The organism is Streptomyces diacarni, from assembly GCF_003323715.1.
Lineage (GTDB): Bacteria > Actinomycetota > Actinomycetes > Streptomycetales > Streptomycetaceae > Streptomyces > Streptomyces diacarni.
On the sequence record NZ_QOIN01000025.1, the window covers coordinates 37,030 to 57,060 of the forward strand.

18 protein-coding genes are annotated in these 20,031 nt (G+C 72.9%); 10 read left to right on the forward strand and 8 right to left on the reverse strand.

Annotated features, from left to right (window positions below; genetic code table 11):
- Positions 1 to 516: 516 nt before the first annotated feature.
- From DTL70_RS01970 to DTL70_RS01980, 4 genes are read left to right on the forward strand one after another with little or no spacing between them, the layout of a single operon-like run.
- A complete protein-coding gene (locus DTL70_RS01970) occupies positions 517 to 2,085 on the forward strand; it encodes a flavin monoamine oxidase family protein (protein ID WP_114020074.1) in 1,569 nt (522 codons plus the stop codon).
- A complete protein-coding gene (locus tag DTL70_RS01975) occupies positions 2,082 to 4,988 on the forward strand; it encodes a ferritin-like protein (protein ID WP_245978916.1) in 2,907 nt (968 codons plus the stop codon). The genes DTL70_RS01970 and DTL70_RS01975 overlap by 4 nt, the downstream gene beginning before the upstream one ends.
- Entirely contained in the window at positions 4,985 to 5,383 is a 399-nt protein-coding gene (locus DTL70_RS34045) for a hypothetical protein (RefSeq protein ID WP_245978917.1), read from the forward strand. The genes DTL70_RS01975 and DTL70_RS34045 overlap by 4 nt, the downstream gene beginning before the upstream one ends.
- Entirely contained in the window at positions 5,380 to 6,576 is a 1,197-nt protein-coding gene (locus DTL70_RS01980) for a cytochrome P450 (RefSeq protein WP_114020075.1), read from the forward strand. The genes DTL70_RS34045 and DTL70_RS01980 overlap by 4 nt, the downstream gene beginning before the upstream one ends.
- Before the next feature lie 31 nt (positions 6,577 to 6,607).
- Here the strand turns inward: DTL70_RS01980 and DTL70_RS01985 are convergent, their stop codons facing one another.
- Positions 6,608 to 7,018 carry a hypothetical protein gene (locus DTL70_RS01985; protein ID WP_114020076.1) on the reverse strand — a complete coding sequence of 137 codons (411 nt, stop codon included), beginning with the start codon at positions 7,016 to 7,018 and terminating at the stop codon, positions 6,608 to 6,610.
- Positions 7,019 to 7,170: 152 nt separating this feature from the next.
- Between DTL70_RS01985 and DTL70_RS01990 the strand changes: the two genes are divergently transcribed.
- On the forward strand, positions 7,171 to 8,343 hold the full coding sequence (locus DTL70_RS01990) for an ROK family protein (protein ID WP_114020077.1): 1,173 nt from the start codon (positions 7,171 to 7,173) through the stop codon (positions 8,341 to 8,343).
- Positions 8,344 to 8,370: 27 nt separating this feature from the next.
- Here the strand turns inward: DTL70_RS01990 and DTL70_RS01995 are convergent, their stop codons facing one another.
- Positions 8,371 to 9,144, reverse strand: coding sequence for a GntR family transcriptional regulator (locus DTL70_RS01995; protein ID WP_114020078.1), 774 nt, complete (start codon positions 9,142 to 9,144; stop codon positions 8,371 to 8,373).
- Between the two features lie 245 nt (positions 9,145 to 9,389).
- On the opposite strand from DTL70_RS01995, the gene DTL70_RS02000 reads away from it, so the two are divergent.
- Complete coding sequence (locus DTL70_RS02000) at positions 9,390 to 10,163, forward strand: SDR family oxidoreductase (RefSeq protein WP_114020079.1); 774 nt, start codon at positions 9,390 to 9,392, stop codon at positions 10,161 to 10,163.
- Between the two features lie 132 nt (positions 10,164 to 10,295).
- Here the strand turns inward: DTL70_RS02000 and DTL70_RS02005 are convergent, their stop codons facing one another.
- Positions 10,296 to 10,538, reverse strand: a complete 243-nt coding sequence (locus tag DTL70_RS02005; RefSeq protein ID WP_425470300.1) for a hypothetical protein — start codon at positions 10,536 to 10,538, stop codon at positions 10,296 to 10,298.
- 120 nt (positions 10,539 to 10,658) lie between these two features.
- Here DTL70_RS02005 and DTL70_RS02010 point away from each other — a divergent pair, with 120 nt between their 5' ends.
- Positions 10,659 to 11,555, forward strand: a complete 897-nt coding sequence (locus tag DTL70_RS02010; protein WP_114020148.1) for an alpha/beta fold hydrolase — start codon at positions 10,659 to 10,661, stop codon at positions 11,553 to 11,555.
- A gap of 69 nt (positions 11,556 to 11,624) precedes the next feature.
- Here the strand turns inward: DTL70_RS02010 and DTL70_RS02015 are convergent, their stop codons facing one another.
- On the reverse strand, positions 11,625 to 12,533 hold the full coding sequence (locus tag DTL70_RS02015; protein WP_114020080.1) for a YceI family protein: 909 nt from the start codon (positions 12,531 to 12,533) through the stop codon (positions 11,625 to 11,627).
- A gap of 214 nt (positions 12,534 to 12,747) precedes the next feature.
- Positions 12,748 to 15,819: a hypothetical protein gene (locus tag DTL70_RS02020; RefSeq protein ID WP_114020081.1), complete on the reverse strand. Its 3,072-nt coding sequence runs from the start codon at positions 15,817 to 15,819 to the stop codon at positions 12,748 to 12,750.
- 291 nt (positions 15,820 to 16,110) lie between these two features.
- Between DTL70_RS02020 and DTL70_RS02025 the strand changes: the two genes are divergently transcribed.
- The 3 genes from DTL70_RS02025 (at position 16,111) to DTL70_RS33380 (ending at position 18,173) form a co-directional block, all read left to right on the forward strand.
- Positions 16,111 to 17,679 (forward strand): alkaline phosphatase D family protein, encoded by a 1,569-nt coding sequence (locus DTL70_RS02025; RefSeq protein ID WP_114020082.1) that lies wholly within the window; start codon positions 16,111 to 16,113, stop codon positions 17,677 to 17,679.
- A 129-nt stretch (positions 17,680 to 17,808) separates the two neighbouring features.
- A complete protein-coding gene (locus DTL70_RS33170) occupies positions 17,809 to 18,021 on the forward strand; it encodes a hypothetical protein (protein ID WP_147266716.1) in 213 nt (70 codons plus the stop codon).
- Between the two features lie 8 nt (positions 18,022 to 18,029).
- Complete coding sequence (locus DTL70_RS33380) at positions 18,030 to 18,173, forward strand: hypothetical protein (RefSeq protein WP_181860737.1); 144 nt, start codon at positions 18,030 to 18,032, stop codon at positions 18,171 to 18,173.
- Between the two features lie 76 nt (positions 18,174 to 18,249).
- Here DTL70_RS33380 and DTL70_RS02030 read toward each other — a convergent pair whose 3' ends face one another.
- The 3 genes from DTL70_RS02030 to DTL70_RS02040 all read right to left on the reverse strand — a co-directional run bounded on the left by DTL70_RS02030 (position 18,250) and on the right by DTL70_RS02040 (position 19,999).
- Positions 18,250 to 18,642, reverse strand: a complete 393-nt coding sequence (locus DTL70_RS02030) for a DUF732 domain-containing protein (RefSeq protein ID WP_147266717.1) — start codon at positions 18,640 to 18,642, stop codon at positions 18,250 to 18,252.
- A 105-nt stretch (positions 18,643 to 18,747) separates the two neighbouring features.
- The gene (locus tag DTL70_RS02035; protein ID WP_114020084.1) at positions 18,748 to 19,404 is read right to left on the reverse strand and encodes a class I SAM-dependent methyltransferase; all 657 of its coding nucleotides are present in this window, start codon (positions 19,402 to 19,404) and stop codon (positions 18,748 to 18,750) included.
- A 94-nt stretch (positions 19,405 to 19,498) separates the two neighbouring features.
- On the reverse strand, positions 19,499 to 19,999 hold the full coding sequence (locus DTL70_RS02040; RefSeq protein ID WP_114020085.1) for a hypothetical protein: 501 nt from the start codon (positions 19,997 to 19,999) through the stop codon (positions 19,499 to 19,501).
- Between the last annotated feature and the right edge of the window lie 32 nt (positions 20,000 to 20,031).

A 20,031-nucleotide genomic window follows, 5' to 3' on the forward strand; every position in this document is an offset into this window, starting at 1 on the left:
CCAACTCCGGCTGCCCGGGCGGTGGCGCGTGTGATCGGCCCGTCGCATGCGGTCGCGTTCACGGGTGCCGTCGTCTCGCGTGCGATCGCCTTTCGGTGAGCGGCCGCATTCCCGTATGCGGTCGCATTCTCACGTGCGGTCGCATTCCCGTGTGCGGCCGCACATATCTGCGCCGACGCGTTCGTCGCCGACCCTTTCGCTTCCTGCCCAGGAACGGATTGCCGGCAGCCTTCGACCACTCTTCGAAAACATATCGGAGAAAGCAGTGCCGTTTTCTCTTTTCCAGTGCACCACGCGCACTGAGCCCTGAGCACCGCTCCTGACGTTCAGCCGGGCGCCGGTGCGGCTCCGGAGCATGAGGGGAGTGCGCCGACTGCGCCGGATCCAACGGCTTCACCCGAACGCCTGGTTTGCGCTCGCACACCGCAAGAGCCCGGGAATAGTGCGGAAAGTCGGATCACTCCGCACCAACGCAGCCGCCCCGATACCGGGGGCGGAAATCGGGAGCGACGAACAATGTGCGCATCAAGCGCGTCACCCAGTGAGCGCGCCCGCGGGCCGAGGAACACGGGAAGAAGGCCGGGAAAGTCGGCTGCGGCCGACGGCGGCCCGCGCGTCCTCGTGCTGGGCGCCGGAATCGCCGGCCTCGTGGTGGCCTACGAGTTGGAGCGCCTCGGATTCCGGGTGGAGGTACTCGAAGGCGCTCCGCACGTCGGCGGACGGATACGCACCCACCGCTTCGGCGCCGGGCCTGGTGCGCCTGCCGTGGAGCTCGGCGCCATGCGCATACCCGCAGACCACACGCACACGCTGACGTACGTACGGCTGCTCGGTCTGGAGGGAGAACTGCGCCCGTTCGCCACCCTGTTGTCCGAGGAGCGCGCGAAGCTGCGGACGGCCGGCGGATTCGTCCGCGTACAGGACGCCGCCCCGCACCTGTGCGCGGACTTCCGGGCGAAGGTGGGCCTTCCCCGCCCGCATCGCGCCGAAGACCGGCGAGCCGTGCTCTTCGGCGCCTGGCTGACGGCCGTGGTTGACGCCATCGCCCCCGCCGACCTGCGAGAGGAACTGAGCCGGGACATGGGACGGCGTCTCGTGGACATGGTGGCGCGCACCGATCTTGAGCCGTTTCTGCGCGGCCCCGACGCCGACCGGCTGGACCTGCAGGGGGTGTTCGCCGCGCACCCCCGACTGCGCGCGGCGTGCGGCGTCCGGCTCAACAGCTTCCTGGACGACGTACTGACCGAGACCAGCCCGCACCTGCTGCGCCTGTGCGGCGGAATGGACCGGCTGCCCAGGGCACTGGCACGCCGTCTGCGCGGGCCGGTGCGGTGCGGGCACCGGGCGGTGGCGCTCACCCTGGAGCGCGACGAGGTGCGGGTCCTGGTGCGCGCGGGCCGCCGGACCCGCACGCACAGGGCGGAACTCGCCGTGTGCACCCTTCCCTTTCCGGCGTTGCGCGGGATGCGGCTCGGTGGGCTCGACGAGGACAAGCTGGCGGTGCTCGACGAGGTGGTCTACTGCCCGGCCACCAAGGTCGCCTTCCACTGCCGCGAACCGTTCTGGCCGCACGACTCCGGTATCAGGGGTGGCGCGTCGTTCACCGGCGGACGCATCCGGCAGACCTACTACCCGCCCGTGGCGGATGCCACCGATGACGGCGCCGCGCTGGTGGCGAGCTACACCATCGGCCCGGAGGCGGCCTGGCTCGGCCGCCTGCCCCAGCGCCGACGCCACAGGCTGGTGCTCGACGAGTTGAGCACACTCCACCCCCAGTTGCGGCGGCCCGGCATGGTGCGGGCCGCGGTCAGCGTGGCCTGGGGCAGCGGTTCGCCCCTCGACGCCGGCTGCACCACGCGCTGGGGCATGGGCGCGCGGGAGGTCGAGGCCGAACGGGTCCGGGCCGCCCGGCCGGTGCACCGGCTGTTCTTCGCCGGTGAGCACTGCTCGACGGCCCCCGCGTGGATCGAGGGTGCCATCGAGTCGGCGCTGCGGGCGGTGGCCGGCGTGGCGCACTCCCCCGTCGTCCGGCGGCACGGCGCGCCTCCGGCGGGCAACGACGACACCGAAGGAGTCACGCGATGAGCGTGTTCGACCTGCCCCGGCTGCACTTCGCGGGCGTCGCGACGACCCGCCTGCCCACCGGGCCGCGCAGCGGACTGGTGGATCTGGCGACCCACCGGGTGCTGACGGAGGAGGGGCCGTTCCCCGCGGAGAGGCCCGCCGACGAGTACCACGCCTTCCTGGACGCGCGCGGCCCCCACTTCGACGAGCAGGGGCGCCCGGACCCGCACGGCGCGTTCAGCGCCGCCAAGGGCTGCGACTTCGAAGGCAACGGGCACTTCTCACTGGACGCGCAGGTGCTCTCGGTGGAGACCGCGCCGGGCGCGGGCGGCGGCCGCACCGAGGAGGACCCGTTGGTCGGCAGCAGTGTCGACGTCTGGGGGCACTACAACCCGTATCTGCGCACCACCGTCAACCGCGCGCGGATCTTCGACCTCGATCCCGCCTCCCGGTGGACGACGGCGCTGATGGCCGGACGGTTCGGTCTCGGGCGGCGCGGCCGCTCGCACGACGGCGCCTACGCGTTCACGGGCGGAGTGAAGGGCGTGCATCCGCCGCGCTGGGTGCACCTGGACCACATCGAGGAGGTCGGGGACCACCTTCTCGCGCCCGACCTGCGCTACAGCGCCGTCCACCAGTTCGCGATGGAGGCGGCGGAACTGGACTGGCTGCCCGGGGCCGCGGGCTCACCCGCCGCCGAGGCGCTGCGGGGCGCCGTACTGCACGGCGCCGATGGTGTCGTCGTCCAGTTCGCGCTGGACAACAGGGCCACACCGCGCAGCCCGAACGCGCCTGCCAGGTGGCGGGTGCGGGGAACCGTCGCCCCCTGGTACAGCGAAGAACTGCGCACCTGTCCTGCGGGGCGGCTGCTGGTCCCTGTGGCCGGCTCTCCGCTCCGCCACATGACGGTCCGGGTGGCGCGGCAAGAGGTGGGCCTGAACATGGTCTCCGCCGTGCGGTTCGCCTCCCGGCAGCAGCGGTGCGCGGACGGGGCGCTGCACCGGCTTGGGCCGCCCCTCGGCGCGGGAGATCTCGAACTGCGCACCGTCGCCACGGACCGGCTGGTCGCCCGCGTCCCCCAGGCGGCGTACCTGGAAGGCGCCGAGGCGACCTCGGGCCTGGTCACCGTGGACGCCGAGCCCGGCTGGTGCGTGGCGGAGGAGGAGGGGCTGCGGCTGGTCGGAGCGGCGTCGTGCGGTGAGCGCCGCACGTTGCTCACGGAGCGGGAGACCACCATCGAGTCGGACCAGGCCCTGGTGGTGCTGCAGCATCGTTCCCCCGAAAGCGACCATGCCGTGCGGGTGCCGCTGCGCAGTTTCGTCAGGGGCAGGCCCGCGCCGGTGGGCGCCGTGCGGGTGCGCCAGTACCACAATCCGCGCGCTCTGCCGGGCGACCCGGTCGCCGGTGGTCCTGCGGCCCGCGTCGGTGACGCCGAACCGCTCGGCCTGTGCCACGACGGGGCCGCTTACGCGTCCCAGTGCACGGTCCGCACCGATGAACGGGGCAACGGCGCGGTGACCCTGCGCGGGGAGCGGGCCGGCACCTGCCGCGTGCTGCTCACCGCCGAACCGCACACGGAGCCCTCCGTCGATCCCCACGCGCCGGGTTCCGCCTGGACCGCGTACGACGACGGGGACGCGCTGGGTTTCTGGGCCGGGGCAGGGGCTCTGGCGGTGCGCGTGCTTCCGGACGACCGGCACCTGGACGAGGTGCCGCGCGGTGAGGTCGACTTCGCCCTGGTACAGCGGGAGGTGTTCGCGTACTACGAGTACACGTCGTCCTTCATGCGTGCGGAGGTCTTCAGCCTCGCGGACCGCTGCAAGGTCGAGACGTACGCCGCCCTCATCGCGCAGATGTGCGATCCGGTCAACGCGTCGAAGACGTACTACATGCCGCCCAGCCGCGACCTCTCCGAGGCCAAGACCCGACTGCTGGTGGCCTACCTGCGCAATCTCCAGGCGCGCGATCGGCCGCCTGTGACCCTGCCGGCCCGTGCGGCGACCGAGTCGGCGATCACCACCCGGGGCGAGCTGTGGCACACCCTCAAGCAGGCCGCGACGCTGGAGTTGGCCGTGATGCTCCAGTACCTGTACGCCGCCTACTCGCTGCCCACCTACGGCGCGGGACTGACCCACGTACGGCGCGGCACCTGGACGCCGCGGCAGCTCGAACTCGTCTGCGGCCAGGGTGGGACGACGCTGGACGACGGGGTACGCGGCAGCCTGCTCGGCGTCGCCCGCGAGGAGATGATCCACTTCCTGCTCGTCAACAACATCATCATGGCGATGGGCGAACCCTTCCACCTTCCGGTGATCGACTTCGCCACCCTCAACACCGAACTGCCCGTTCCGCTCGACCTCGCTCTCGAACCGCTGAGCATCGGCAGCCTGCAGCGCTACATCGCCCTCGAACAGCCGGCCGCCTCGGTGCCCGTCCTGCACGGGGCCTCGGCGCCCACCGGCACGCCTGAACGCCGCCGCTTCACCTGGAGCACCATCAGCGAGCTCTACGCGGGCATCCGGGAAGGGCTGAGCCGGGTTCCCGACCTGTTCCTCGTCGAGCGGGGGCGCGGCGGCGGAGAACACCACCTCTTCCTGCGCGAGACGATCGATACCGAAAACCCCGACTACCAGTTGGAGGTGGACGACCTGCCCAGCGCGCTGTTCGCGATCGACGTGATCACGGAACAGGGCGAGGGAGGAGCGGCCGTCACCGCCCCGCTCCGCCGCGCGGGCGGGCGGACACCGGCCCGGCGGCGCCTGCGAGGGAGGTCTCCCACTTCCACACCTTCACACGGATCGGCGAACTGCTGGCCGAGGAGCGCGTGCCCGGCCCGCACGGACGACGGGTCCTGTGGAACCCCGCCTACCCGGTGCTGCGCAACCCGTCGCTGCACCCCGGCGAAGGCAACCGCACACAGGTGACGCACCCCACCGCGCGCACGGTGGCCCAGCTGTTCAACCGCTCGTACCACCTGGCGCTCCAGCTCATGGCACAGCACTTCGGGCAGCAGCCAGACGCCAGCCTGCGCAGGTCGCAGTTGATGAACGCCTCCATCGACGTGATGACGGGCATGATGCGACCGCTCGCCGAGCTGCTGGTCACCATGGACTCAGGGCACCGCGGCCGGACGGCAGGACCCACCTTCGAACTCGACGCCGTACCCGCCGGCCCAGCGCGCCCGGACGTGGCACGCCGCGCCATCGGCCTGCGGTTCGCGCACCTGGCCGCCGCCGCACGCGCATGTCCTGCCGTCCCCGAGCAGGTCATCGGCATGATGCACTTCTACGCCGACCTCTTCCGGCACGAGGCGACATGACACCTCCCCTCCCGGGGTTCGACGTGCGGACCGTGCCCCTCGCCGACCCCTACCCGCACTACCGGCGGTACCGCGAACACGACCCGGTCCACCAGGCCCCGGACGGCTCCTGGTACCTCTTCCGCCACCGCGACGTGACCCGGGTGCTGACCGACCGCCGCTATCTGCGCGGCCCGCGCCCGGCACGCGTTCCGGCCGGCCTACCCCACCTGATGCGCAACACGGCACACTGGATGGTCTTCATGGACCCGCCGCGCCACACCCGGGTACGTGCCCTGGTCGCCGACGCCTTCACCCCGGCCGCGACAGCCGCGCTGCGCCCCCGCATCGCACAGTTGGCACACACCCTGGTGGCCGAGCTCGCCACCCGGCGGCAGGCCGACCTGGTGGCGGAACTGGCCGCCCCGCTGCCGCTGCTGGTCATCGGCGAACTGCTCGGCGTACCGGCCCAGGACCAGGGCTGGTTCCGGGAGCGCGCCCTCCGCCTCCAGCAGGCCACCAGGGCCCGCGCCGCCCATCGCGCCGACGCCTGGTCGGTGGCGGAGGCCGCAGCCCGCGACCTGGACGCCTACTTCCGCGCCGAACTCACCCGGCGCAGGCGCCGACCGCGCCCCGGCACGGACCTCATCGGCACGATGGTGGCGCGCGCGGCCTCCTCGGGCCTCGGCGACGACGTCCTCGTCGGCACGTGCGTACACCTGCTGACAGCAGGGCACGAGACGACCACCAACCTGCTGTGCAAGGGCCTGCTCGCCCTGCTCGCCCACCCGGACCAGCTCGCCACGCTGCGCGCCCGCCCTGAGCTGATGCCCGCCGCCGTCACAGAACTGGTCCGCTACGACGCTCCGGTGCAGATGGTCACCCGGCACTCCCCAGACCGCGCCCGGCTGGCCGGCCGTACCCTCCCCCGGGGAAGCCGCGTCGTCCTCGTACTCGGCTCGGCCAACCGCGACCCCGCACGCTTCGACGAACCCGACCGGCTGGACCTCTTCCGCGACGCCCGCCGCCACACCGGCTTCGGCCTGGGCATCCACTACTGCCTCGGAGCGCTGCTGGCCCGTGCCGAAGCGGAGATCGCCCTCGCCGAGCTGCTCCGTACGCTGCCCCGCCTGGCGCTGGCCGACGCCCCTGTCCGCTACGCCGACGACCTCGTCTTCCACGGTCCTGAACGCCTGCTCGTTCGCCCTGACTGACCTTCCCCGCCACGCGCCGGGGCGGTGGAGGTCATCCGGGCTCGTGGGGTACCGGCCTGCCGTACTCGGCGACGGCCGCGAGCAGCCGGTGCGGCGCCTCGGGACTTCGACGGGCCACGCCCACGCCGCACCAGCGCCCGCGCACCGTCCAGACAGCCAGCTCGGCGACGTGCCAGCACAGCTCGCGCTCCGGTGCGGGCAGCTCGGCGCCGTCGGCCGCCGCCAGCAGGTGCGGCCCCAGGTCGAGGGTCCGGGCAGCTCCCCACCTCGCGGACAGCAGCGCGACCAGGGACTCGCGCTCGGCACGGATCTCCCGCTCGGCCTCCAGGGACTCCACGGCGTCGCCTTCGGGATCGACGGCAGCCGTACGCAAAGTGATCAGGTGGGCGCCGGGGACCAGATGCAGACGCTCCACGGCTGCGAGATGGTGCGCGAGGTGCATGCGACCAGTCAACCTTCCGGTACCGACAGCCGGTTGGGCGGCGCTTCCGCTCGCGGCTACGCGGCCCCCGCGGGCGGGGTACCCGCGCCACTCGCCGTGATCGCCGGGAGCGGTTACGATCCGCCCCACGCGCACAGGCAGGGAGGCGGAGCGTGAGCGGTCTGAGCGGACGGGATCCGTCCCTGCTGCGGCGGATCAATTCCACGGTCGTGCTGCGGGCGCTGCGCGGACCGGCGACGCCGACGGCGCTGACCCTCACCGAACTGGTGCACGCGAGCGGGCTGTCGCGCCCCACGGTCGAGGGCGTGGTGGAAGACCTCATCGCGGCGGGCCTGGTGGCCGAGGCCGAGGACGACCCGGACCAGCCGCGCGGCACGGCGCGGCGCGGCCGCCCCGCGCGGCGGTTCCGCTTCCGTGCCGAGGCCGGCCACCTGCTGGGGCTGGAGATCGGCCCGCACCGGGTGGCCGCCGTCCTCTCGGACCTGACAGGCCGCATCCTGGGGTCTCTGACCCGGGAGATCGCCGAGACGGCACCGGCCGACGTACGGCTGGAGAAGTGCCGCGCCACCCTCGGCGAGCTGCTGCGCCGCACCGGCACCGCGCGGGACACGCTGCGCGCGGTCGGGGTCGGCACCCCGGGCATCGTGGAGGCCGACGGGACGGTGCACCTGGGCACGGCGCTGCCCGGCTGGACGGGCCTGGCACTCGGTGAGCGGCTGCGGCGCTCGTTCAGCTGCCCCGTGCTGGTGGAGAACGACGCGAACGCCGCGGCGCTGGCCGAGCACTGGAAGGGCGCCGCGCGGGGCGTGGACGACGTGGTGATGGTGCTCGCCGGGCTGAGCCCCGGCGCGGGGTCGCTGATCGGCGGGAGGCTGCACCGGGGCTTCGGCGGCGCGGCCGGGGAGATCGGCGCGCTGCACCTGCTGGGCAGGGAGGCGACGCCGGAGCGGCTGCTGTCCACCACGGACGAGCCGCTGCACCCGCTCGACGAGGCGGCCGTGGCGCGGGTGTTCGCGCAGGCCAAGCGGGGCGACGACCAGGCGCGGCGCGCCATGGACCGCTTCCTCGCCCGCCTGGTCCACGACGTGGCGGCGCTCGTGCTGGCACTCGATCCCGAGCTGCTGGTGGTGGGGGGCTGGGCCTCGGGCCTGGACGGCGTGCTGGACCCGCTGCGTGCCGAGTTGGCGCGCTACTGCCTGCGGCCCCCGCGCGTGGCCCTCTCGCGCCTGGGGGAGACGGCCGTGGCGACGGGGGCGCTGCGGGTCGCCCTGGACCGCGCGGAGAACGAACTGTTCACACTGGACGAGGGCGAAGGAGCCCTCTAGCCGGAGCCGTCGGCGGGAGGGTGCGGGTCAGCTCGCCATCAGGGAGATCGCGTCGCCGTCGCTGAACGACAGCCGGCAGGTGTCGGCCCGGTAGGTGGCGAGGGAGACCGCCGCCGTGCGGCCGTCGACGAGGTAGCGGGTGGTGACGAGGAGCACCGGCGCGCCGGGCAGCCGGTCCAGACGGCGCGCGTCGTCGGCGCGTGCCGAACCGAGCTCGACGGTACGGTCCTGCCCGCCCAGCTCGCACTCGTGGAGTGCGCGCAGGACGGTGCGCGCGCGGGCCGTGGGGTGCGGTGTCCCGCCCGCGGCCTCGGCGCCTTCCGCGTCCGCGGGGACGGCGGGCACCGTGTCGGCGGGGACGTAGAGGATCTCGGACGCCACCTGCTGGCCGCCGGTCATCCGGCTGCGCCGCACCGCGTGCACGGGCGCTTCGGTGTCCACGTCGAGCAGCTGCGCCACGGTCGAGGGGGCCGCCACGTAGGCGTGGTCCTCGGTGTGCCAGGCGTCGCCCGGGGCGCCCGGCCAGGTGTGGGGGCCGCTTTCCGAGCCGACGTCCACGCCGACCCGGGGCGGTGCGACCGTCGTGCCGACGCCGCGGCGGCGCTGGAGGCGGCCCTCCAGTTCGAGCTGCTCCAGCGCCTGCCGGAGCGTCGCGCGGGCGACGCCGAAGCGGGCTGCCAGCTCGCGCTCGTTCGGCAGGATCTCGCCGACCGCGAACTCGGAGTCGAGCGCTTCGGACAGCACCGTCTTCAGGTGCCAGTACTTGGGCTCCGGCACCGTCTCCAGCTGCGTGGTCCCCACCCTTGCCTCCGCAATCCCCGTTCGCCCAGCGGGCGGTGTGGCGGTGTTTCTGTGTCCTTGTTTTTTAAAGGCCCTTGCGTATGTCCCTGACGATAGGACGGCCCCCACCCTTGGTCAAGACCAATCGACGCGGTGCGCCGGAGGCGGTGTCCGCGCCGCCCGGCAGGCTCTTGCGGAGCCACCCGGGTGCTGAAATGATCGATCATCGATCAGACGTCTCGTCTCGCCCCGCCCCGGAGGAGCCCATGCCCCGCCCCGACCACTCCTCCTCCCTCCAGCACGTCACCGTCGTCACGGGCGGAAGCCGGGGCATCGGCGCCGCGACGGCGCTGCGGCTCGCACGCGCCGGGCACCACGTGGGCATCGGCTACGTCCACGACGAGGAGGCCGCCGCCCGCACGGCGGAGGCGGTACGGGCGGCCGGCGGCGACGCGGTCACCGCACGGGTGGACACCAGCGACGCCGAGGCGGTCGACGGCCTCTTCGACACGGTGCGCTCCGCACTCGGACCGGTCACGGGACTGGTCAACAACGCGGGGATCACCGGACCGCTGGGCCGCTTCACCGAGACGGCACCCGAGGTGATGCGCCGGGTGGTGGACGTCAACGTGACGGGTGCGCTGCTGTGCGCCCGCCGCGCGCTGCGCGAGATGTCGACCGCGCACGGCGGGCAGGGCGGCGCCCTCGTGAACGTCTCCTCCTGCGCCGCCACACTCGGCTCTCCCGGCGAGTACGTGCACTACGCCGCCTCGAAGGCGGCGGTCGACGCGATGACGGTGGGCCTGGCCAAGGAGTTCACCGGCGAGGGCGTACGGGTCAACTGCGTGCAGCCGGGCTCCGTGCTGACCGGGATGCACGCCGCGATGGGGGACCCGGACCGTGCCTGGAAGAAGGCGGAGATCACACCGGCGGGACGCCCCGGCGAACCCGAGGAGATCGCCGACGCCGTCGCCTGGCTGCTGTCCCCCGAGGCGTCCTACACCTCGGGGGCCGTGCTGCGGGTCGCGGGCGGCCTGTGACCCGCGGCGGCCGCCGCGACCGTCCCGGCACGCGGTCGCCGCGCCCTCACCGACATCGTCACGCGCCGCTCGCGGTCGCCGCCGCGCACCGAGGCTGCGCCCTCGCGGCTCCCCTCCCGCCGCGCTCGCCGGTCAGCCCGCAGCGCGTGCTCGGCGCCGTCCTGGTGCGTGACGCGGACGAGTAGTCGCACGCGGTTCGCACACCTGTGCACGGTCGGCCGCCGACCAGCGCAGCCACGCCTCCCGTACGGCATCCTCAGTGCCCTCGGCGTCCTCGGCGTCCTCGGCGTCGGCTACGCGCCCGAGCGTGCGATAGACCACGCCGAAGAGTGCGGGGCGGTGTTTCTGGCAGACCTCGGTCGTGTCCGCGCTCACCTGGTCCTCATGCCATCGGCGGCGCGACCGCGGCGCTGCGCGGGGCTTCCGTGCCGGGGCCCTTGCTGACATCGTGTCAACCTGCCGCAGCGCCCCGCGCCACAGGAACCAGGAGTGGTCATGCCCGCCGTCTTCACACCTCAGACACCCGCCCGCGTCTCCGCCTCCACTCTCCAGGTCTCCCCGCCCGGTCTCCCCGCCTTCGAGGTCGCATACGAGCGGCGCGGACAGGGCGAACCGATGCTCCTGCTGCACGGCATCGGGCACCACTGGCAGGCGTGGGAACCCGTGCTCACCGTCCTCGCGGGAAGCTACGACGTGATCGCTCTCGACCTGCCGGGGTTCGGCGCCTCTCCCGGACTGCCCGAAGGCCTCTCCTACGGGATCGACGACATCGTGCCGCTGCTGGCCCTCACGTGTGCGGCGTTGGGCGTCGAACGCCCGCACGTGGTGGGCAACTCGCTGGGCGGGCTGCTGGCGCTGGAGCTGGGCCTGCACGGCCACGCACGGTCGGTGACCGCGCTGTCCCCCGCCGGCTTCTACACCACGCCGGAGCGGCTGTACGCCTTCTCGGTGCTGCGCGGCATGCGCGCGGGGGCGCGGGCGCTGCCGGACGCGCTGCTCGGTCCCGTGGCCCGTTCCGCCGCGGGACGTGCCGCGCTCACCAGCACCATCTACGCCCGCCCCGGCCGGCGTTCGCCCGACTCCGTGGTGGCCGAGACCCGCGCGCTGCGCCAGGGCAGCGGCTTCGCTCCGGTCCTCGCGGAAGGGCGGCGCCCCGGTTCGCGCTTCGCTCACGACATCGCGGACATACCGGTGGCCATCGGCTGGGGCGACCGCGACAGGCTGCTGCTGCGCCGCCAGGGCGTGCGGGCCAAGCACACGATCCCGGGCGCCCGCCTTGTGCGGCTGCGCGGCTGCGGACACGTGCCGATGAACGACGACCCGGCGGCCGTCGCCCGCGTCGTGACGGACACGGCCCGCGCGGCCGGCCCCGGCCTGCCCGAGGGGCCGTGACCGGCGGCCGCGCCCCGCGACCCGACCCGGCGGCGGGCCCGGTCGCGGGGTGCGGCGGTCACCGTGTCGTCACTGCGGCGGTGTCGGGGTGTCGTGCGTGCGGTACATGGCCTGCACGTCCATCTCCAGTTGGACCGTGGGGCCGACGATGGCGATACCGCGAGCCAGCATGTTCCGCCAGTTGAGGGTGTAGTCCTCGCGGTGGAGTTCGGCGGTGGCGCGCGCGGCGCACCGCAGTTCCTCGCCGTATCCGCCGTTGACCGCGCCCAGGTAGTCGGTGTCCAGGCTCACGGTGCGGCTGACGCCGTGCAGCGTGAGCGTGCCCTGCACCGTCCACTTGGAGCCCGACCGGTGGATGAACCGGTTGCTCGCGAAGTGCAGGTAGGGGTGGCGCTCGACGTCCAGGAAGTCGGCTGAGCGCAGATGGTCGTCCCGGGACCTGTTGCCCGTGGCGATGCTCGCCGCCTCCATGCTGATCTCCAGGTAGCTGTCCTCGACCTGTTCGGCGACGCGTATCCCGCCCTCGAAGCGGGTGAATCTGCCGTGCACGTTGGCCATGCCGACGTGCCGCGCGACGAAGCGGATCGCCGTGTGCGGCGGGTCGATGAGCCAGACTCCGGGCTGCGGCAGCTCCGGCGTCTGGCCCGACAGCAGCTGGATGCTCTGCGGTGCGGGCCGGGTGCCCGCGATGACGTCGAGGGTGCGGTGGGCAGGCTGCAAACCCTCCAGCGTGGCCATGACAGCGTACGTACCGTGTGGCAGTGCGGCCGTGACGAGGCCGTAGGGGTCGCTGGTCGTTCTGACCATGCGGCGACCCGTCTCGCTGGACGTCAGAGTGATCTCGGCATTCGGCAGCGGCTCACCGACCGGGTCGGTGATCTGCAGCACGGCGAACCCGGCGTCGGCCGGGAGCCCGGCCATCCACCCACCTCGGTCGGCCTGCTTCGGCCCTCTCCGTAGAAGGGTTCCGAGGCCCATACTGATCGTCCTTCTTTCTTGGCTGTGCTCGTGACGCTCGTTCATCGTGGGGGGTGGGGCTCCTCGGGAGCCGCGGACGATCGTACGGATGTGCCTGCGGCTGCCATGCACCCGGTCGTTGAAACTTGTCCCAACCCATGGAAGAAACGGCGTCCACCGCCGCCAGGCGCCTGCCACGCGCCGCGCCGCGCCCCATGAGGGGCGTGCCCGGGCGTCAGCTCAGCGCGTTCTCGATCCGCACCTCCAGCGCGCCCGCCTCGCTCATGCGCTCGGTGACGGTGCCGTGCGGATCGGGCGTGCCCTCCGGGTAGGTGGCGCGTACCCGGGTGAGCCGGACGACGGCCGCCTCGTAGCGGCCCAGATCGGCTTCGAGTCCGGCCGCCCGCAGCTCCGCGCTGGTCGCCTCGTGCAACCCCGCCTCGCCGCAGGCGTGGAACGCCTCCACCGCACGGTCGGCGTACGCGATGCCCTGCTCGTAGCACGCCAGCGCCGCCTCCCCCTGCTCGCCGGAGAGCGGAAACGGGAGCGGAACCGGCTCGATGAGCAACTCGGCCGTCTGCCGGAAGGTGTGGCCGACCTCCAGCCGCAGGCGGAGCCGCTGCTCCTCGTCGAGCTCCGCCTCCTCGCGGCGCAGCACCGCGGCGATCTCCTCCTGCGCCGCGTCCATGCGGCGCAGCGATCCCCCCACCTCCGCTCCCGACTCCCTCGCGAGCCAGGCGCGGGCGTGGAGCGTACGGATGACCGCGTGGTGGTCCCCCAGCGCGCGCCACAGCTCCTCGGCGCCCGCGTACAGCTCCTCCGCCTCCGCGAATCTGTGCCCGGCCCTGTGGGTGTCGGCGGCCAGATGGGTGACGACGGCGCGCCCGTGCCGGTCCTGCCACGGCTGCGGCCCGAGAGCCGCCCGGCGCAGCAACCCGGCGGCTTCCCGCAGCTGTTCGGGCCTGCCGCTGGCGTGGCCGAGCCAGACGCACGCCTGGACGATGCCCGTCTCGTCGGCGGCTTCCAGCAGCCCGTCCAAGGCGCCGACCAGCACGGCAGCGGCCTCGTCCGTCTCCTCCAGCGCGAGCAGGCAGCCGCCGAGACGCAGCATGGCGCGGGGCACGTCCCCCTCCCCCGCCGCCCTGAACTCGTGCACCGCGCACCGCAGGGACGCGGCCTCGTCGGTCAGGAGCCCCTGTGCGGCGTGCACGTCGGCGTGCAGCAGGTGGAGGCGGGCGCGGTCGTGCGCGGTACGGGCCGCGCGGCCCTCGGCGCGGTCCTCCTCCAGGGCGCCGGACAGCACCTCGTCGGCGCGCTTGTGGTCCCCCATGTCCATGAGCAGGCGGGCGAGCGCGAGTTCGGGCCCCGTGGCGGCCCAGGGGCGCCCGTCCTCGTGGAAGAGCTCGGCCGCCGCCGTGAGCAGTTCCGCCGCCCTGGCGGGCGCGCCGCGCTGTGCGGCCAGACGGCCGCGGGTCTCGGTGGCCTCGGCGACCCGGGCACGCACTCCCGGCGCCGCGCGGTCGGGTTCCGCCAGGGCGATCAGGTCGGCCAGCTCGGCGTCGAGCGCGTCCGCCGCCGGGCCGAGGGCGTCGGGCGCGCCCCGCGCGGCGTCGAAGGGTGTGCCGTCCTCCTCGTCGCCGTCCGCCCACGGGCTCAGTTCGCGCGCCCGCATCCTTGCCCCCGTCAGCAGGACGGCGGTGGCGTGGCGGGTGCCGACGCTCCCTTCGGCGTGCAGCCGCCTGGCCTCCGAGCACAGCACGCCGATGGGCTCAGGCGGTACGCGCGTGCCCTCCGGCGCGAAGGAGGCGGAGAAGACGGCGCGGGCCCGGCAGGCGAGGGCTTCGCCGGGCAGGCCCGCACCGGCGAACAGGCGCGCCGCCTCGGTGAAGCGGGCCGCCCCCGCCGCCGGGTCCCTGCGGGCGAGCAGCATGGCGAGGTGGTCGAGGACTTCGGCCTGCTCCCCCTGGCCGAGTTCCACGCCGCCGCGGGTGACGGCGTCGTCGGCCGCCACCCACGCCGTCGCCGCCGCGGGGTGGCCGAGTGCACTCAGCCTGCGTGCCTCGGCCAGCATCCCGTGCGGGTCGGGCGCGGCCGGCTCAGCCGGCGCCGCCGGCGCCCCGGGCGGCAGCGCGCCGGGGCCTACTCCGAGCGGGAGACGGCGCACGCACGGCCGCAGCGCGAGCCGGGCGCGGACGGCCGCACGGTGGTGTTCCGAGGCGGCGCGCGCGTCGAAGCGCGCCGCGGCCTCCAAGGCCAGCGAGGCGGCTTCCTCTTCCAGCGCGGCGGCCGTCCGGGGGCGGCCCCCCGGGCCTGGCACGGGCAGGTCCCCGCGGCCGAGCTCCACCAGCCGCCGCGTCAGCTGCGCGACGGAGGCCATCCAGGCGCCCTTCCCCGCCTGGTCGCCATCCTGCCGCCGGTGCGCGCCTTGCTCCTCGGTGAGGATCTCCAGCCCGCGCGGCTCGTTCCCGGTGCGGGCGCAGAACTCCAGGTGCGGGGCGAGGGCAGCGCCGCCGGCTGCGGGCGCGTCCCGCACCAGGAGATACCCGGCGACGTGCCGGGAACGCGCCTCCTCGATCCGGCCGAGGCGCAGCAGCGGCGGAAGCGAGTCGGCCAGCAGCGTGGACCTGCGGCTCGCGCACGGGTAGTCGCCGCGCAGTACCGGTTCCCACAGCCGCAGCGCCGCCTCGTCGTCCGCCGCGCCCGCGCCCGCCCGTACGGCGTCGGCCCGCTGGGCGCGCGCGGCGTGGGCCTGTCCGCGCCAGGCGAGTTCGCAGCCCGCGCAGTCGGCGCTCTCGTCCCGTTCGGCCTCCAGCCAGGCGTCGTAGGCGCGGACGGCGCGGGGGCCGTCGCCGAGGTCCTGCGCCACCATGAACTCCCGCGCGTGCACGGCCCGCTGGGACAGGCACGCGCGCGCGTGGCGGCGGGACATCACCGACAGCCACTCCTCGACGTCCGCCGCCGGGACCGCGGGGTCGCCGAGCACGTCCTCGACGGCCCAGCGCAGCGACCACAGCAGTGCGAACCCGGCCTCCTCGCCGAAGGCGTCCGGGTGCGCGTCCTGAAGGTCCAGCGCGCGGGCCACCAGGGGGGCGCACACGCGCGCGCCGGTGCCCAACGCGCGGCTCGCGGCGAGATGCAGCAGCGCCTCCGCGAGCGCCGCGCGCCCCTCCCGCGTGTCAGGACCCGGCAGCTCCTCGGCCGCCGCGACCAGTTCCTCCGCCCGTGCGACGCGCTCGGGCCCGTGCGGGGCCAAGCCCTGCGCCCCCGTTTCCCCGCGCAGTTGTGCGGGCGTTCGGCTGGTGGTCATCGTGCCTCCCGTGCCGGGGAACGGCGTGCGTGTGGCGTGCGGTCTCAGTTGTCCGTGAAGCGGCATCCTAGGACGATCGGAACGGCCGGACGGTACGTACTCGGGACGGGCCCCTTCTGCCGAGTGTGACGGCGGGTGTTCACTGGGACGCCGGGTGCACGGCACCCGGGCGGGGTACAACCGGCACCGCACGCGCCGCCCGCACACCTGCTCCGACGTATCCGACCGGCACGAGAGACCGACGAGGCGGCAGCGACCGTCAGACATCTCACCGCATCGAGGAGTCCGTCCATGGCACAGGCCGATCCGACCACCGGCAGATCCCACGGGCGCCGCGCGGTACTGCGCGGCACGGCAGCCGCGGGAGCCGCGCTCTCGCTTCCCCTGGTGGGCGCGGCGGCGCCCGCGCAGGCCCGGCGCGGGCGCCCGTCGGCCGACTGGGGCGTCCAGGCCGGGGACGTGACCTCCTCCTCAGGTCTCGTGTGGGTGCGCTCGGACCGCCGGGCACGCATGCTGGTGGAGACGTCGGCGACCGAGACGTTCCGCAACCCGCGGCGGTGGCACGGACCGCTCGTCGGCCCGGACACGGACTTCACAGGGCGTACGGCGCTCCACGGACTGCCGGCGGGAGAACAAATCCACTATCGGGTGACCCTGGCCGACCCGGACGATCCGCGGCGCACCGGCGAGCCGGTGTACGGCACCTTCCGCACCGCACCCCACCGCAGGCGGGACGTGCGGTTCCTGTGGTCGGGCGACCTGGCGGGACAGGGCTGGGGCATCAACCCCGACCGCGGCGGCTACCCCATCTTCGCCGAGATGCGCGGGTTGAACCCGGACTTCTTCCTCAACAGCGGCGACGCCATCTACGCCGACTCCCCCATCCAGGAGCGCGTCGAGCTGCCGGACGGCGGTGTGTGGCGGAACGTCACCACCGAGGAGAAGTCGAAGGTCGCCGAGACACTGGCGGAGTTCCGCGGCAACTTCCGCTACAACCTGCTGGACCGCAAGCTGCGCGACTTCAACGCCCAGGTGCCGTGGATCGTGCAGTGGGACGACCACGAGGTGCTCAACAACTGGTATCCGGGGGAGATCCTCGACGACGACCGGTACACGGTCAAGGACGTCTCGACACTGGCGGCCCGCTCCCTGCGGGCGTTCAGCGAGTACTTCCCCCTCGGCACCCTGCGGCCGGGCGAGGACGGGCGCGTCCACCGCGTCGTGCGGCACGGTCCGCTCCTCGACGTGTTCGTCCTCGACATGCGCGCCTACCGCAACGCCAACTCGCCGGGACGGCAGCCGGACGACGCGCAGGGCATCCTGGGCGAGCGGCAGCTGGAATGGCTCAAGCGTGAACTCTCGCGCTCCCACGCCACCTGGAAGGTGATCGCCTCGGACATGCCGCTGGGCCTCGTCGTCCCGGACGGCAAGACGGACTACGAGGCGGTCGCGCAGGGCGACCCGGGCGCCCCACTGGGCCGCGAACTGCAGATCGCCGAGCTGCTGCGGCACATCAAGCACCGCCGGATCACCGGCACGGTCTGGTTCACCACCGACGTGCACTACACGTGCGCCCAGCGGTACGACCCCGACAAGGCCGCCTTCAAGGACTTCGCACCGTTCTGGGAATTCGTCTCAGGCCCGATGAACGCGGGCGGCTTCGCCGCGCTCGACCTGGACGGCACCTTCGGCCCCGACCAGAAGTTCGTCAAGGCACCGACACGGGCGAACACTCCGCCGACCGAGGGCGGGCAGTACTTCGGGCAGGTCGACATCGACGGCTCCACCGGCGAACTGACCGTGCGGCTGCGCGAGGAGGGCGGCGCCGTGCTGTTCACCAAGACTCTAGTTCCGCAGTGACCCCGACTTCGGGCGTGGGCGTGCTCGCCCCACAGAACGCGGGTGCTGATCAGACCCCGCCCATGTCCGAAGGAGAACCCCCGATGAAGGCCGTTGTCTTGCCGTTGTACGCCAGATGGCCCGCCATCGGTGGCCGCCCCGTCGTCCTCCTGGCCGCCCCTGGCCATGTCGGCACCCGGGGAGTACGCGCTGGCCGTGGAGGCCGGGTGGTCCCAGACGGTGGCGTGGCTCATGCCCGTGGTGGTGTCCGTGTACGCGGCCGTGGCGGCCGTGATCGCGGCCACCCGCCCCAAGGGATCCGCCGACGACACTCCGCCCTGGCTGGCGCACTGGCCGCGCTAACTCTGGCCTTGGCTGCCCAAGTCGTGGCCCACCTCATCGCGGCCGGGTTCATGGCCTCCGGCCCCCTCCTGGTGGCGGCCACGTCGGCCGTCCCTCCGGTCGTGGTCGCGCACCTGCTCCACCTGGCCGCTATGCTGGGCATTGTCGCTTGACCCCGGACCCACGAAGGGCCCACCTTCCGAGAACTGGAGGGTGGGCCCTTCGTCATGTCTGGGCGCGTTCACCGCGTCACGGGCACACCGTGCGCTTCACGACCTTCACCACCTGGCCCGCCTGGTCGTCGGTCAGCGACGGGACGGGCCCGCCCCTGAACCGTGCCTTGGCTTTGCCCTGGACGGTGGCGGCGTCCTTCTTCTGCTTCAGGTCCAGACACACGCTCCTCGCCCGACGTACGGCCCGGTCCCGGTCCTCCGCCAGACCCGCGTCCACCGCCCGGAGGCCGTTCAACAGCTCCTTCTGATGAGCGGCGTCCGGGGTGGACACCACCTGGGCAGGCGACGCCGGCGAGGCCGTCTTCGGGCTTTTTGTGGGCTCCTTGGCGTCGTCTCCGCCGCTTTCCCCACACGCCGCCAAGGTGAGCAACGCGGACGTCGCAATCACGGCTATCCCAATACGTTTCACGGTCTCTCCGTACGTAAGTAGCCATGTGGGGAGACATCGGATAGTACGCCATGTCAGTGACAGGTCACTCTGGGGGAAACAGGCGGCCACGGGGTGTACTTTCGGTTACGCCACCGATGCCCGAACGATGAGCGTCCCAATGTGCCCTTCGTACGGTGCCTCAAACACGCTGGCTGACGCGCTGGCGAATCCGGCCCAGGCCAGCATTCGCTCCCACACTGCGGGCCGGAAGCTGTAGCGGTAGGTGAACATGGCCTTTCCCCCGAAGCCGCCTTTGTACATGCCCTGTGGTCCGTAGGCCCCCGGGATGGCGGGAGGCTGAGAGAACACGAACACGCCACCGGGGTTGAGCCGGGCCCGTACGAGCGGGAAGAGGCGCCCGGGGTCAGCGAACCACGCCGCACCGAACATCGAGTACACGGCGTCATAGGTGTCTGTGTGCTCTGCCAGGTACTCCAGAACATCCCCGTGAGCGAACCTCGCTCCGGTCTCCCTCCACCGCTCCCGGGTCTTCTTGACCATGACTGGGGACAGGTCAACGCCGTGGGCCTTCACTCCTCGACTGTCGAGATACGCCAGCGCCCGGCCGGTGCCGCACCCGATTTCCAACACGGTCGAAGGGTCGCCCAGTAGCTCCGGCCCGGGGCCGTGCCCTACATACTGTGTCCAGTTGAACGTGGGTTCGGCGTCGTCCTTGAACGCAGACTCCGCGTAGGTGTCCCAGAGTTCGGTCTCTGCGACAAGGTCATGGGGTACGGGCATGGCGTCCTCTGTCGATGGTGGTACGGCATGGTGCCCCACCCTCACGGAGAGGGCAGGGGCACCGTAGCGGTTCAGTGAAGGGAACCGTAGCGGTTCAGTGACTGTCGGGTGACTTGTTGTCGCAGGGGGAGCAGTTCGCGCCGTCGATGGCCCACAGCTCCTCATCCACGTGCCAGCCGTCGGACCGGAGGAAGTCGGCCGTGCGGATACACAGACCGTCTCCCCTGCGCTCGATGAACGGCGCGTGATGCCGGTACGCCCCGCCGTTGTACAGGTCGCACAGGGCGAAGTAGACCGGGGTGTCCAGGATGAGCTGGTGAACACCGATGTCCACCAGCTTGCCCACGCCCAGGTGAACGTCCTTGTGCTCCATGGTCGCGACGGTGTATGCCACGGCCTGGCCCATGATCCGTTCGGCCATGTCGCGAACCATGGCGTTGTCCCGGAGGAGAAGCGCCACCTCCCGGTCCCAGATGGACATCCCACTGTCCAGGACGTTGACGGTCAGGTGCTTTAGGTGAGGCTCCACGGCACTGAGCAACACCTTCGGGTCTCGCGTGCGGGTGGTCACGGAACTTTCGAGGGTAAGCGTCATCGTTCCCTTTCTCGTTGGCTGTCGTTCCGGTG

What these genes read in the sequence shown, in the direction of transcription:
- DTL70_RS02040 (WP_114020085.1), bottom strand. Translation starts at nt 19,999, where the DNA reads ATGACGCTTACCCTCGAAAGTTCCGTGACCACCCGCACGCGAGACCCG.
- DTL70_RS02015 (WP_114020080.1), bottom strand. Translation starts at nt 12,533, where the DNA reads ATGGGCCTCGGAACCCTTCTACGGAGAGGGCCGAAGCAGGCCGACCGA.
- DTL70_RS02025 (WP_114020082.1), top strand. Translation starts at nt 16,111, where the DNA reads ATGGCACAGGCCGATCCGACCACCGGCAGATCCCACGGGCGCCGCGCG.
- DTL70_RS01980 (WP_114020075.1), top strand. Translation starts at nt 5,380, where the DNA reads ATGACACCTCCCCTCCCGGGGTTCGACGTGCGGACCGTGCCCCTCGCC.
- DTL70_RS01985 (WP_114020076.1), bottom strand. Translation starts at nt 7,018, where the DNA reads ATGCACCTCGCGCACCATCTCGCAGCCGTGGAGCGTCTGCATCTGGTC.
- DTL70_RS01975 (WP_245978916.1), top strand. Translation starts at nt 2,082, where the DNA reads ATGAGCGTGTTCGACCTGCCCCGGCTGCACTTCGCGGGCGTCGCGACG.
- DTL70_RS02010 (WP_114020148.1), top strand. Translation starts at nt 10,659, where the DNA reads ATGCCCGCCGTCTTCACACCTCAGACACCCGCCCGCGTCTCCGCCTCC.
- DTL70_RS02020 (WP_114020081.1), bottom strand. Translation starts at nt 15,819, where the DNA reads ATGACCACCAGCCGAACGCCCGCACAACTGCGCGGGGAAACGGGGGCG.
- DTL70_RS02000 (WP_114020079.1), top strand. Translation starts at nt 9,390, where the DNA reads ATGCCCCGCCCCGACCACTCCTCCTCCCTCCAGCACGTCACCGTCGTC.
- DTL70_RS01970 (WP_114020074.1), top strand. Translation starts at nt 517, where the DNA reads ATGTGCGCATCAAGCGCGTCACCCAGTGAGCGCGCCCGCGGGCCGAGG.
- DTL70_RS02035 (WP_114020084.1), bottom strand. Translation starts at nt 19,404, where the DNA reads ATGCCCGTACCCCATGACCTTGTCGCAGAGACCGAACTCTGGGACACC.